Consider the following 14,075-nt stretch of genomic DNA (forward strand, 5'->3'; position numbering starts at 1 on the left):
ATATTCGCTTCGATGCTGTCAGATGTTGCTTCGGGTTCGGACAGGAGCACCAGCCTTTGCTTCAACCCTGTCCGAAGTTACTTCCAGTTCGGACAAGAGTACCAGTTTTTGCTTCAACCCTGTCCGATATTGCTTCGGGTTCAGACAGGAGCACCAATATTCGCTTCGATGCTGTCAGATGTTGCTTCGGGTTCGGACAGGAGCACCAGCCTTTGCTTCAACCCTGTCCGAAGTTACTTCCAGTTCGGACAAGAGTACCAGTTTTTGCTTCAACCCTGTCCGATGTTGCTTCCAGTTCGGACAGGAACACCAGTTTTTGCTTCGTTGCTGTCCGAAGTTGCTTCCAGTTCGGACAGGAGCACCAGTTTTTGCTTCAATCCTGTCCGAAGTTGCTTCCAGTTCGGACAGGAGCACCAGCTTTTGCTTCAACCCTGTCCGATGTTGCTTCCAGTTCGGACAAGAGCACCAGTTTTTGCTTCAATTCTGTCTGAAGTTGCTTCCAGTTCGGACAGGAACACCAGCTTTCGCTTCAACCCTGTCCGATGTTGCTTCCAGTTCGGACAGCTTCACCAGGTTTTACTTCAACCCTGTCCGAAGTTACTTCCAGTTCGGACAGCTTCACCAGGTTTTACTTCAACCCTGTCCGAAGTTACTTCCAGTTCGGACAGGAGAACTAGTTTTTGCTTCAACCCATGCAGCAGTTACACTGAATTAATCCATCTTTTTAAATTTTACAGCATTGTTCTTCGAAATTTCCCCCAGAACATGTCCACTTTCTTTTACCACTCTCTCTTGCGTATCCCGGTTGACTCCAATAATCCCAAAATGTGGTTGATAACCAAACGTCCATTCATAGTTATCAAACGTGGACCAATAAAGATAACCCCAAACCTCGATTCCTTCCTCTATACATAAATGCAGCCCTTTAAGTCCTCGTTGGATAAACTCAATCCGACGGCCATCATCCTCTGTTGCAATGCCGTGCTCTGTTACCAAAACGGGGATATTTAACTCTTCAGCTACATTTCGGATGGTTCCTGCTAGTGCTTCAGGATAAAACTCATAGCCCATCGCGGTCACTTCAGTTCCTTCCGCTACCGGAACTTGTCCTTCTGGACCATACACTTCACGGGTGTAATTCTGTACACCAATGAAGTCATCACCTTCAATAACCGATTTAAATTGCCCAAAATAATCATGCCATACTTTCGCAGCTTGTTTTTCTCCACCTTCAATGGCTTGAATTTCAGGCAATGCCAGGGAAAGTCCCACTTTGGAGGAAGGGTTAATTTTCTTCATTACTTCCCGTGCTTTGCAGTGTGCATCTTTCACAATTTCTAAAGAAACCTCATCGGAAGCCATGTGGAAAGTGAAATATTGATCAATAGTTGTCCCGCATTTAGAGGCGGCTGATTCACGCCAACCTGGAGCTGTCCATGACTTAGCATCCATTCCAACAGGAGGCATAAAGTTCATATTAATAAATAATTCTTTTAACATGACCGGCAAATTGACTTCATTCATCGTTAAGACATAAGGAATGTCCTGACCAAATTCCTTGAATACGACCTCACAATATTTCGCAAACAGGTCTGCTGTCTTAGGATTTTTCCAGCCACCTATCTTCATCAGCCACTGTGGCGACGTAAAATGCATCATGGTAACTACTGGGGTAATATGGTTGTCGTAACACAATTTTATAACATCTCGATAATGGTTTAATTCTTTCTGAGAATATACACCTTGCTCGGGTTCAATTCTTGACCACTCTATGGAAAAACGATAGCTGTTAAGACCAAGACTTGCCATTAATTCGATATCTTGCTTATAACGATTATAGTGATCGACCGACTCACCGGAATAATCCCTGTAAGGTGATCCTTCAGAATATTCTTCAGCCCACATATCCGATTTATTATTGTTTCCCTCTACTTGGTAGGCAGATGTAGCTGTTCCCCATAGAAAGGATTTAGGAAAAACATATTTCATTTTAAGTTACCTCCTGATCTTATTGAAAAATCGATCCTAATAAAGTAATAGTAACAATCCATTACTGAAGATATAATATTAAAAAACGAGTTAATGATTGCTCGAATCATAGTTCTTAATATTAAAAGCAAAAACCATTATTATTGACTTTTTGCACGATTGGAAAATATTTTTATAATAAAACCAAAGAAATGAATACTCAAATCATTATTCATAGGGAGCATATATGGACCGACTTGAACTTGAAGGCTACTTAGACACCTACCATTTAGGGCCAATTGATAAAGAAAGAGTTTTGAAGGAGTATAATCCTCATTCTGTGATGGTAAACGGAGAACCTGTTTATCTATTTAATAGGGCCTTTGATATAAACGATTCACCCATTGAGGAGAACATATCCATCTCTCAGCAGCCTTATGGCTCGGATATTCCTCTTCACATGCATGATTACATAGAGATGATGTTTGTCTATCGGGGAACATGTACCGTTTTAATTAGAGGAAAGAAAGTTAATTTGAATAAAGGAGAATTAATTTTAATTAACAAAGAAGTACCTCATTGCGTAACTGCCACTACTAAAAATGATATTATAATCAATAACATTCTGAAGCAAGACTATCTATCACCGAGCTTTCTAAGAAGAATGTCACAGAAAAGTATTATCTCTCAATTCATGATCGAATCACTCGTTAGTCATCGGAAGCAAAATCAATTCTTGATTTTTAAACCTGAGGGCAGAAAAGTCACGGAAATTATGGAGAATATTATGTGTGAATTTTTTGAACGTGATTTTTGTTCTGCAGAAATTATCGATTCATATTTAGTCGTTTTATTTTCTACATTAATTCGCACCAATAATATTCAGACACGATATGAAGTCGTAGACAATAAAAACATAGTTTCTTTACTTGATTTTTTGAAATACATTGAGGACAATTACTGGGACTGTTCGCTGGTTAAAATGGGACAGACCTTTGGCTTTAATCCGAGTTATCTGTCCACTTTACTAAAAAAAGGGACTGGAAAATCATTTAAAGAACTTCTCCAAATCCAACGGTTGAACCAGGCTGCTTTATATCTATCTAATACGGATTTACCCATACCTGAGATCGCTCAAGACGTAGGATATTCTAGTGTTACCTTCTTTTATAAGAAGTTTAAAGAACTGTTTAATGAGACCCCGCATTGTTATAAGGAAAAGCATAAAAACCAAGGGTTTTAGCATTAAGTCACCCTTGGTTTTTGTTATCATGTTGTTTCAAACAATTTCTTATTTAATCTAGGGGTATACATGACTAGAAATCCAGATCTCCCAATTGTATAAACAATGAAAGCCAGCCATAGGCCATGATTATGCCAGATAGGGGTAATCGTCATTTGTAAAAAGATATAAACAATCATTGCAAAAATCATAGAGTTTCGAACGGGAGCAATTTCCGTGGCTCCTGTAAAAACACCATAAATGACAAGGCCAAAACACGCGGCAAACGGGTAAAGGATTAGCCATTTGCCATATGTGACTGAAAGTTCGATAACACTTGGTAGATTCGTAAAAAGCGCAAAAATTTGTTTTTGAAATAAACCATAAATACAAGCTATAACAAAAGCGATAATGACCGACCATTTTTTTGATAAAGTAAGTGTCTTTTCATATAGTTCCTTGTCATTTGATCCTACCGCTTTACCGACAAGAATACTCGTGGCGTTCGCAAACCCCTCAAAGAAATAAGCCATTATGTAATGGATTTGAAATAGAACAGCATTGGCAGCTAACAAGTCTGTTCCAAACGAAGCACCTTTTGCTGTAAACATATTAATAACGACTAATAAACTAATGGTTCGAATAAACAAATCCTTGTTAACGTTAAACATCTTTTTCATAGACTGTGTATCTATTAGTTTTTGAAAGGATGGAAATTTCCACACAAATGGTGATGCCTTTATTATAATAACTAACCCTACTATAGTGGCTATTATTTCAGCAATCAAAGCGGCCGCAGCGACCCCTTTTACAGCAAAAGAAAAGACATGGACAAAAAGAATAGCCAAAATCATATTCAAAACATTCATTAACACTTGTAAAAATAATGATTCTTTAATCTTTGCCATTCCCATTAGCCAGCCAAGGATCACATAGTTCATCAATGTAAAGGGTGCCCCCATATTTTGATTCGAAAATATTCTGCCGCAAACTGACTGACATCCGAATCAGCGGAAACAATTTCAGAGCAAGATATTCAATTGGCCATTGAAGTAGAATAAAACAAATTCCCACCACAATCGCTAATAAAAAAGGACGAGCTAAAGCAAGTATTCCTTGATCTGGGTCGCTTGCCCCGTTCGCTTGTGCAGCAAAAGCAGATGTACTAACCCGTAAAAATCCGAATACCCAATATAATGTATTAAAAATTAGAGTCCCTAAGGCAACTCCTCCAATATAAGCTGGATCGGGAAGTTGCCCTACAACGGCTGTATCTACAGCACCTAACAAGGGCGTTGTCATTGTTGAAATTGTTAAGGGGATCGCCAAAGATAGGTACGCCCGATTATTCACTCGGAAAAGCCTCCTTTTATCACTTTAAATAAAAACAATAGCCCCGATCATGTAAAAGAAATCGAGGCCTTGAAACTGCGGTTACTTTTTAAATTAAGCACGTCTAACAGTTCGAAAACGTGGGTACTCGGCAAGCATTGAATCCCTCATCTCTTTTACTACAGGATGTACGGAAGTAAAAAACTGATTTTTATCATCGTATAGCTCGACCAATTCTCCCTTTTCTAGTACACCTAATCTATCACTAATCGTATAGGCAGCTTTTATATCATGTGTAATAAAAAGAAACGATAGTCCGAAGTCCACTTTTAACTGCTTTAGTAATTCCAAAATCAGGGTTTGATTCACCATATCTAGACTACTAACCGCTTCGTCCAAGACAATCAGCTTTGGCTTAAGTGAGATGGCTCTTGCAATATTGATTCTTTGCAGTTGCCCGCCGCTAAATTGATTGGGATATTTTTTTAAATCTTCTTCACTTAGCCCTACCCTTTCCAATAATTCAATAACGGTCCGTTTTTGTTCAGTGAGAGTAAGCTTTTCAAAGTTCTCTAACGTCTCTGAAATAATTTGTTCCGCCGTCATTCGAGGATTGACCGATGAATAGGAGTCCTGAAAGACTGCCTGGAGATCACGACGAATTTTTTGATAACTGTGCTTATCTGTGTTGTATATATCATGCCCTTGAAAAAGAACCTTTCCATATTGCGGCCGTTCCAAACCAAGAATCACTTTTCCTAAGGTACTTTTCCCAGCTCCGCTCATACCAAGCAAACCTAAACAAGTTCCTTCCTCAAGAGAGAGAGAAATGTTGGAAAGTATTTTTTTAGAACGGTCTTTCCAGTTGATAAACTTTCGGGATCCATAAGCTTGAGTTACTTCATTTAATTGTAATAAACTCATTTTCTCCCCCCTTACAAGATGCCTATTTTTAAGCCAAATGGATGACTGACTGATCGAATGGTAATACGGTTCGTGCACGTAAAAGTTTTTTCGTATATTTATGCTGTGGCTCATCAAATAGTTGGAACACATCCGCTTTTTCTACGATTCCGCCATTCTGCATAACAGCCACTTCATCTGCCATTTCAGAAATGACCCCGAGGTCATGGGAAATTAATAAGATAGCTGAGCCATACTCAGAGCGAATTTTATCTAAATGGTACAATACTTTCTTTTGATTATTTACATCAAGTGCGGTTGTCGGTTCATCGGCAATAATGACCGCAGGATTTAAGCATGCTGCAATCGCAATCATCAGCCGTTGAAGCATACCACCACTCAATTGAAAAGGATAGTACTTTAATAGTTTAACAGGATCTGGTAAGTTGACATGATGCATCGCCTCAATGGCCAACTCTGTTGCTTGTTTTTTATTCCATTGTGTATGTGAACGAATCATTTCAATAAATTGATGGCCAATTGTAAAAACAGGCGTAAAAGCATTCATTGGATTTTGCATAATAAAGGCTATATCCTTACCACGAATTCCACGCATTTCTTTCTCACCTAAACCGTTCAATTCATGACCTTGTAATTTTATGCTCCCTGTAACTTTAGTGGTTTTCCGATCGAGTAGCTGAAGAATGGACATACTCGTAACGGTTTTACCGCATCCACTTTGCCCAACTAGACCAAGAACCTCCCCACGCTTCAGTTCAAAATTTAAATCTTGAACGAGAGTGGCAGCCCCATTCTTTGTTTTTACCTCTACATGTAAATCGCTAACTTGCAGCACAATCGACTGATCTCTACCCAAGATTCTCATCCCTTTTTAAAATCTCGTTTGACTCCGTAACGTTCTGATAACGCTTCTCCTAATAAATTGAGGGTAACAATAACAAGCATAATCATTAACCCAGGATAAATCATCAAGGCAGGGTTTGTACGAATATACGACTTTCCTTCGTGAATCATTGCTCCCCATTCAGGTGTTGGCGGTTGTACTCCTAATCCGAGAAACGACATAGCGGATATATCCATAATGGCCCAACCCATTTCTAATGTACCCATTACGACTAATGGAGGAAGTACATTTGGGATAATATGTCTTTTCATAATCTTCCATTGAGAGGAGCCACTTATTTTCGCGGCTGCAATAAAGTTTTGTTCCTTCAAACTTAGGACCATTCCTCGGAACATTCTTGCATAATATACCCATTGGACAAGCATTAGTGCCAAGATGACCTGTGAAAGTCCAGGGCCGAAAATACCAACCAAACCAAGAATAAGGATAAGACTAGGAAAAGCCATCACACCATCACAAAATCTCATCAAAACATGATCGACCCATCCGCCTTTATACCCTGAGAAGGTACCAACGATTAAACCAATCACTAAGGATGAAATGAAAATGAGCATGGCAAAACCTAATGAAATTCGTGCCCCATATAAAAGACGTGATAAGTTACATCTTCCTAAATGGTCGGTTCCTAATGGAAATTCCCAAGAAGGAGGCTGTAGTTTATATACTAAATTGACCGCAGTCGGATCATTTGGTGCTAGCCAGGGGGCAAATATCGCCAAAATAAAAAGTATACCTAGAATCACAGAACATATAGGAATCACATTTTGACTTATGAATTTCTTACGTATACTGGTTATCATAAGCGACTCCCTTCTTTCCTGGATATACGCGGGTCAATATACATTTGAATAAGATCCACAATCAAATTACTAACAATAAACAAGCTAGCTGCAATAAACACATAACATTGAATGACAGGAATATCACGGTTAAAAATCGCTTCAATAAAATAACGACCAAACCCTGGCCAAGAAAATACGGTCTCCACGATAATCGTACCCGTTAACAGTTTTCCAAGATTCATCCCTAGTCCCGTAATCATTGGTGAAATGGCGATCCTTAAGACATGCTTGGCCATTATCGTTCTTTCCTTAATTCCCCTTGTTCTTGCGAAAAGTACATAGGGCTCTTGTAAATTTTCAAGGATGCTCGTACGCAACAATCTTGTATACATGGCAATTAAAGGAAGAGCAAGTGTTACGGAAGGAAGAACAAGATGCTGCCAAGTCCCAATCCCTTCAACTGGGAAAAGGTCTAGTTTTACCGAAAAGAAAAAAATTAATAGATAACCTAACCAAAAAGATGGAATAGACGCCCCCAGAAAGGAGAGTATACGACTAAAATGATCAATCGCACTGTTCTTTTTTACCCCTGCCAAAAAGCCAAGTGGGACACTGATGAGCACTGCTATGAATAAACTTCCTAAAGCTAGCTGGATAGTTGCAGGAATTCGATAGATCACCTCGTCCCAAACGGACTTATTCGTTACATAAGATTTACCAAAATCAAGCTGGCTTATCTTCTTAATAGAATTTAGATATTGTATAAAAAAAGGTTGATCTAAACCAAACTCATGTCTTTTTTGAGCCAAAATCTCATCGGTCGGTTCGATATGAGCGGCTGTTAAATAGGCCTCGGCCGGATCCACCGGAGAAAGGTGGATCATCCCGGTCGTTAGAAGTGCGGCCAGAAGAAAAACCGGGATAATGGACATTATTCGTTTTATTATATAAGTGCCCATAATAGCCTCCTACCTTCTTACTGCTTAATAGTAATTCCTGTGAATGGATTTTCGTCACGATTCGCAGAGAAATGGAAGTTCGTGACATCTTTTTGATAAACCGCTGTTTTCTTAATATAAGAGATTGGAACAATTGCTCCCTGTTCTTGCAGTGATGTTAAAACAGATGTGTAAAGCTGTTGACGTTCTGCTTCGTCAGTTGTCTGTGGAATGCGTGCGATTTGCTTTAGTAATTCCGCTTTGTTCGGATAGGCTGAAATGGCTTCATTAAATCCAAATCCTTCTTTTGCCACAATGTTTATAAAGGTATGTGGATCATATGGAGCACCATAGTTACTAAAGAAATTAATATCAAAGTCATTATCTTTAAATCTTTGAACCTGATCCGCCAGCTCTACCCCTGTAATATTTAATTTTACACCAATAGCTGCCCATTCTGATTGTAGTGTTTCTGCCATTGCTTTTTGAATAGCTTCTGCTGAATCGTACATCATTTCAATTTCTAGCGGTTGTCCATCCTTTTCACGAACTGTTTTCCCTTTAGGAAGTTTCCAGCCTGCCTCATCCAATAACGCTTTTGCTTTTTTTACATTATAATCAGTTGATTTAACATCAATTTTGGAAGTGTAAGGCAAGTTTGTTGGTAAAATAAAATCTGCTGGTTCCTCTAGTCCCGAAGTAATACCTTCTACCATTGCTTCCTTATTAAAGCCATACTGTAGTGCTTGACGGACACGCTCATCGGAAAGCTGTTCTCTATTTGTATTCATAACCAGCTGTCTTGTCGCTACTGGCTCAGAAATACTAGTTTTGTATTTCCCTGTTGATTTCAATTGTTTGAAGGCGTCTAAACTAATAACACTTTCTCCGTAAATTAAATCTAGTTCACCTTTTTCAAAGGCTAGTACTCTCGTTTCAGCATCAGGAATCACTTTCACTTTAATTTTTTCTACTTTCGGAAGCTCACCCCAATAGTTTTCGTTGCGTTTGAAAATCGCATATTCATCCGCTTTATACTCTTCCAAAACCCATGGGCCTGTTCCAACTGGTTTCTTAATCCCTTTTGAAGTATCACCATCTTCAGGAAATCCAGCTTCACCTAAGAAACGAACTGGTCGAACAACTGCGAGTTCCTGAATCGTTGGATAATAGGATTCAGTTAATGTCATTTTAAACGTATAGTCGTCGACAACTTCCGTACTTTGAATTTTTGAAAGGAAACCCAACCAACCATGTAAATCCATATGTTTCAAAATGGTATCAAAATTCTTTTTCACAATTTCAGCATTAAAACTAGTTCCATCAGAAAATTTCACATTTTTACGCAGATGAAATGTATATACTTTTCCGTCTTGAGAGATGTCCCATGATTCTGCTAGATGAGGTTTTAACTCGCCACCTTCTCCATAGCTTACTAACGGTTCATATACCATGGACTGAGCAAATAATTGTGACGGATTATAAACATGCGGATTCATTTCGCCCACATCTCTCGCCCAAGCGATGGTAAGCATGTTATCATCCTTTTTATTTTCTGACGTTGCATCCTTATCACTAGCGTTGGTACAACCTAGTAATACTGTTGATAATAGTAAAATAAAAACAGAAGTTAATAAAAAATTCCGACTTTTTATTTTATTAAACATGTAACTTCCCCCTAATTGACGATGATAATCATTTTCAATTGTAAAAGCATCACGGAATCTTGTCAATGTAAAATTAGAAGCTTTATTTTTTTACCACTAGCCAAAATAGAAATAATCAGTAAGTAGAATAAAAAGCCTGAATCTTAATTACTTGGTAATTAAAGATTCAGGCTTTTTTTCACTTTCCATTTGGATTAAATCGCTTCACCCATATCATTCTCAACTTCAGACTTTGATTTCATTTCTGGAATTGGCAGGACAACCACTGCAGAAAGGGTTGAGAAAGCCGCTAGCACTAAGAAGAAGAGCGTATATCCATCTCCGCCAAATAACTTGACTCCCAAAGCGATTAAAGCTGGTGCTGCAAAATTTACTAGTGTTGATGCAAGATTTGTTGTTGTATTCATAATCGAGATATCTTTTGCTGCATTCTCTTTAGAAGGCAAAATGCGGTTTACAAGGGCGTTGTCCACTGCACCATACATTCCAAAACCAAAGTTGAAGATAAAGTTACCGACAACAACCCAAGTGATGTTAGAAGAGAAGGCAAATGCAACTAAACAGATTCCTGTTACAAGTGCTGCCCCCATAACAAAAGGCTTTTGTTTTTTCACTTTATCTGATAAGAATCCTCCAAGAATACCTGCCACAACCATTAACATGATAGCTGGTGCGGTAAGTGCCATTAATTGAAAAATCTTTGTTTGATCCAATTGAAATCTAGCGATATAGAAAAGTGTTAACAGCCCCATTCCAGCATTTGAAAAATTAATAAACAACTTTGTTAATAACGCCCAAGTATAAGAAGGATAATTTTTAAAACTTGGATAGAAACCACGAATCCCAATTGACTTTTTCTCACTAGTTGATGCTCCGGCAAAATAATTATCTTTAATTAAAAGAGCAGCTAACATTCCACCAATTAGTTGAACAATAATCATGGTAATCATTTTCTCTTCAAGAGTTGATTTTGCAAAAGCTCCCATGACCATCTGTCCGATCATGACGAAAGCAGGTGCTGCTGCACCAATTAATCCAGAAACCCGGCCAAACTTCTCAGGTTCTACTTGTTCAGGAACAATGGCGTAACATGATAGTGAAACCATACCATAAAAGAAATTGGTTAGACACAAAGCAATGACAAACACTGGGATGGATGAAGCATACGTTAGAGCTAACATGGATAGTGCTCCGCCAATACTTCCCGCAATCATCCAAAACCTTCTTCTCCCCATTTTAAGCTTTGTCTTATCTGCAATCACTCCGCTAAAAAGTCCAAAAATGACAACAGCTATACCGGAGATTCCAGTGGCTGTAGCAAAGGCAGCAGTTGCATGTTCTTGTCCAACAATTCTAATAACAATAAAAGTAGAAAGTCCAAATCCTAATAGTACTAACGGCGCGATTGAGGTTCCAACACCCAGCATAGCTGCCACTATCAATCTCATAAAGGGGGTCTTATTCATCACAGTATTCTCCATTTTTCTACCTCCATTTAGTAAAAATACTAAGTACATAAAAATAAATTAAATGATTCCCTATGAATCCTCGTTACTGGAAACGCTTCCTTATGTACTTCATTATAGAGATATGAAAACCTTTACACTATCCGATATTTGTTCAAAGCAGGTACCTAAATTGTCATTTCTGTTTTCTATGGTTCCATTTTACTATATTTCGGCAACAAAAAAAGGCAGGTCGGTTCCTGCCTTGAAACCAATACTGTAGGCACTAGCATTTGCTTACAGTGCCTTTTGTGGAATAATCTCATATAATTGAACTTCATGTGGCTCAAGATTAGCTGTTAGAATATAATCTTCTTCAATCCTGACTTCACTAATATGAAGTCCAGGAACACTTGCATCTTTTAAATAGCTTATTTCATCAGCACCCATTTGGTTAGGTGCTCCCATCTTGACCCAAGTATCAAACGAACTTCCATTTTGCCTGTTTAATCGGTATTGCTTCACCTTATATGTTCCTTTTTTCAAATCATTTAAAATAAACTTCATTTCGATTGGATTATGATCAAGGAACACATTGTATCGATTTTGTAAATCTATGTTTGCATGCTGGTTCATACAATAGAGCCGGTCATAATGGCAATAATGAAACAGCAGTAACTGAAAACCATTTGAACTTTTCGTTAGGAAATAACCATCCCCCTGCGAAACGAGTTGATTCCCCAACTTGCCAAGTAATTCATAAGCATAAAAAGCTGCTTTGGGAATATTGCGATTGGTGATTAACCCAAGCCCGCCATGAAAATCGACAGTCGCCGCTCTTCTTTCTTCTATTAAATCGGTTATCGTCCAATAGCCAAAGCTTTGAATCACATCGATATTTTCCAAGAGATTTTTTACAATAAAAGCTGCTTTAAAGCTGGTATCATTCGTTAAATCACGATGATACGCCGTCGAGTTCCATTCAGAAAGGTGAATTTCAATTTCCGCTAGATTATTTTCGAACAATATCTGTTTAAGGTCTGCGATGCGATTTTCCAGAAAGCTTTCATCTCTTGAAATATAACCAAAATCCATCGCACTTTCATTGGTTTGTTTCTTTTTCTTATTTACATCCATTTCGTCATGTGAATAACAGTGAAAAGAAATAAAATCAGGAATACAACGCTCTCTCCTGCAAAAATCTAAAAATCGTTGCAGCCAATCATTATTTTTAATCGAAACAATACTTGGACCGCCTACCCTGTAATGAGGATTTATGCCCTTGATCGTGTCATAAGTATTTTTATACAACGTACAATAACCTTCGAATGTTCCTCGCCAAAATACATAAAAGTCCGGCTCATTCCAAACTTCAAAATACCATTGCAAGATTTCATCTTCCCCATAAAGATTCTCATAATGTCCAATAAACGCCTTTAAGAGGTTATTCCATTTGTCCATGTCCTTTGGTTTACTGACGATACTTTCTTTATAAAAAACCGTTTCGTGGCTGTCAGCTAAATCCCTAGGCATAAATCCCAGTTCAACAAACGGTTTTACTTGTATACTCCGTAAAAACTCCATTAACTTGTCCGTATATAGAAAATTATATTCAGGAAGTCCTTGTTCGTTGTCACCGTAAACCATCATCTCATCATCAAAAAGCCCATGAAAGCGAAGGTATTGAAAATTTGTCGCCTCTTTCACCATCTTAAGTTGGTTTTGGATATCCGTGTATAAACACTCTTTCGCCTTCCCCACGGTCATAAGATTTTTCCAAGTATGACTTAGCTTTTGTGCCTTTTCCGCCACATTAATCTTAAACGCCTTTTTTAAAACGGCCTTATTTTCGACCACACTCGCTTGTTCATTACTTGGAAGGAAAGCAAACAGTTGGTCAAAAGCTTGGGATTTATCAATTTCTACATAGTTAGCAAGCGTCACTTTATTACTCTCCGATTTCTTTGGTTCCATCTCAACCGCACGTCGGTACTCACTTGGGGTCTGTTGATAAAACTCCTTAAAAGCCCGATTAAAGGCTTTTACACTTGCAAACCCGTTATCAAGCGCAATCTGCGTGAGGGGTATATCGGTAAAAACAATATCTTTGACAGCATGGTCGAGCCGAATACTGTCAACGTATTTTGAAAAAGGCATCCCTAAATGTTTTTGAATAAATTTTGATAAGTAATGTACAGACAGAAATTCTATCTGCGATAATTCATTTAAGGTAATTTGCTGCTTAAAATTGTCCTTCACATAGGAGGTAATCCTTAGTAACCGTTCGATATGTTTCTGGCTGGAGAGCTTGCTTTCCTTTTCTGTCTCTTCTTTAAAGTTTTTGATCAGCAAATAAATTAACTGAAAATAGAGCGACTTTATTTGTAATTCATAACTTTCACCCTCTTTATTTATGACCCACATCATCTGTGCCAACAAGGAACGCAGTTCATTAAACTCTGCTTGATGGTTCTCATCATACAGAAAAGATTTACAAGAAAAAGCGTAGGAATCGACATCTTTAATATTTTCTTTTAATTCAGGAATGGGCAGTTGAATCGTTAATAATAAATTTTCTTCTTGGTGCTGGATCGCGTGAATATCATTTGCATTGATTAAGAATACGTCTTTTTCATTTAACTCATACCGTTTATCGTTAACAGACACACTAACTTTTCCTTTTAGGACAAAGATGATTTCAATGCTGTCATGCCAATGGTTTGATACATAATCCACGCTATTAAGAAAAATATGTAAGGGCAGTTCTTTATTCATTTCAATAATTTCATAAGTAAAATTCATTTTCGGTCACCCATCTTGATTCCATCAATTTGTTTTATTCAGTATACATTTTAAGAACAAAAGCGCAAGCGCCTTGAACAGCCCCGACAAG

At 38.1% G+C, this 14,075-nt stretch carries 9 protein-coding genes and 2 pseudogenes; 2 read left to right on the forward strand and 9 right to left on the reverse strand.

Annotated features, from left to right (window positions below; all coding sequences use genetic code 11):
- A pseudogene (locus JOC76_RS14500) lies at window positions 1–715 on the forward strand (hypothetical protein); the annotation flags it as partial.
- Here the strand turns inward: JOC76_RS14500 and JOC76_RS14505 are convergent.
- Window positions 712–1,989: a glycoside hydrolase family 1 protein gene (locus JOC76_RS14505; protein WP_205178626.1), complete on the reverse strand. Its 1,278-nt coding sequence runs from the start codon at window positions 1,987–1,989 to the stop codon at window positions 712–714. The pseudogene JOC76_RS14500 and the gene JOC76_RS14505 sit on opposite strands and share 4 nt — an antisense overlap.
- A 226-nt stretch (window positions 1,990–2,215) precedes the next feature.
- On the opposite strand from JOC76_RS14505, the gene JOC76_RS14510 reads away from it, so the two are divergent.
- The gene (locus JOC76_RS14510) at window positions 2,216–3,211 is read left to right on the forward strand and encodes an AraC family transcriptional regulator (RefSeq protein ID WP_205178628.1); all 996 of its coding nucleotides are present in this window, start codon (window positions 2,216–2,218) and stop codon (window positions 3,209–3,211) included.
- Window positions 3,212–3,237: 26 nt separating this feature from the next.
- Here the strand turns inward: JOC76_RS14510 and JOC76_RS14515 are convergent.
- The 8 genes and pseudogenes from JOC76_RS14515 to JOC76_RS14550 form a co-directional block, all read right to left on the reverse strand.
- Window positions 3,238–4,543 (reverse strand): annotated as a pseudogene (locus JOC76_RS14515) (MATE family efflux transporter).
- 93 nt (window positions 4,544–4,636) lie between these two features.
- The gene (nikE, locus tag JOC76_RS14520; protein WP_205178630.1) at window positions 4,637–5,446 is read right to left on the reverse strand and encodes a nickel import ATP-binding protein NikE; all 810 of its coding nucleotides are present in this window, start codon (window positions 5,444–5,446) and stop codon (window positions 4,637–4,639) included.
- Window positions 5,447–5,474: 28 nt separating this feature from the next.
- A complete protein-coding gene (gene nikD / locus JOC76_RS14525) occupies window positions 5,475–6,302 on the reverse strand; it encodes a nickel import ATP-binding protein NikD (RefSeq protein WP_205178632.1) in 828 nt (275 codons plus the stop codon).
- Between the two features lie 5 nt (window positions 6,303–6,307).
- Window positions 6,308–7,150, reverse strand: coding sequence for a nickel ABC transporter permease subunit NikC (gene nikC / locus JOC76_RS14530; protein ID WP_205178634.1), 843 nt, complete (start codon window positions 7,148–7,150; stop codon window positions 6,308–6,310).
- On the reverse strand, window positions 7,147–8,091 hold the full coding sequence (gene nikB, locus JOC76_RS14535; RefSeq protein ID WP_205178635.1) for a nickel ABC transporter permease subunit NikB: 945 nt from the start codon (window positions 8,089–8,091) through the stop codon (window positions 7,147–7,149). Before nikB ends, nikC begins: the two co-directional genes overlap by 4 nt.
- 17 nt (window positions 8,092–8,108) lie before the next feature.
- Entirely contained in the window at window positions 8,109–9,737 is a 1,629-nt protein-coding gene (gene nikA / locus JOC76_RS14540; RefSeq protein ID WP_205178636.1) for a nickel ABC transporter substrate-binding protein, read from the reverse strand.
- A 194-nt stretch (window positions 9,738–9,931) separates the two neighbouring features.
- Window positions 9,932–11,218, reverse strand: a complete 1,287-nt coding sequence (locus JOC76_RS14545; RefSeq protein ID WP_205178637.1) for an MFS transporter — start codon at window positions 11,216–11,218, stop codon at window positions 9,932–9,934.
- A gap of 261 nt (window positions 11,219–11,479) precedes the next feature.
- Complete coding sequence (locus JOC76_RS14550) at window positions 11,480–13,984, reverse strand: GH39 family glycosyl hydrolase (RefSeq protein ID WP_205178638.1); 2,505 nt, start codon at window positions 13,982–13,984, stop codon at window positions 11,480–11,482.
- Window positions 13,985–14,075 lie beyond the last annotated feature (91 nt).

Origin of the sequence: Neobacillus cucumis, from assembly GCF_016908975.1 — a bacterium.
Lineage (GTDB): Bacteria > Bacillota > Bacilli > Bacillales > Cytobacillaceae > Neobacillus > Neobacillus cucumis.

Excerpts from the sequence above, each read along its gene's own strand:
- JOC76_RS14505 (WP_205178626.1), bottom strand. The coding sequence starts at position 1,989 with ATGAAATATGTTTTTCCTAAATCCTTTCTATGGGGAACAGCTACATCT.
- JOC76_RS14545 (WP_205178637.1), bottom strand. The coding sequence starts at position 11,218 with ATGGAGAATACTGTGATGAATAAGACCCCCTTTATGAGATTGATAGTG.
- nikA (WP_205178636.1), bottom strand. The coding sequence starts at position 9,737 with ATGTTTAATAAAATAAAAAGTCGGAATTTTTTATTAACTTCTGTTTTT.
- JOC76_RS14550 (WP_205178638.1), bottom strand. The coding sequence starts at position 13,984 with ATGAATTTTACTTATGAAATTATTGAAATGAATAAAGAACTGCCCTTA.
- nikE (WP_205178630.1), bottom strand. The coding sequence starts at position 5,446 with ATGAGTTTATTACAATTAAATGAAGTAACTCAAGCTTATGGATCCCGA.
- nikC (WP_205178634.1), bottom strand. The coding sequence starts at position 7,150 with ATGATAACCAGTATACGTAAGAAATTCATAAGTCAAAATGTGATTCCT.
- nikB (WP_205178635.1), bottom strand. The coding sequence starts at position 8,091 with ATGGGCACTTATATAATAAAACGAATAATGTCCATTATCCCGGTTTTT.
- JOC76_RS14510 (WP_205178628.1), top strand. The coding sequence starts at position 2,216 with ATGGACCGACTTGAACTTGAAGGCTACTTAGACACCTACCATTTAGGG.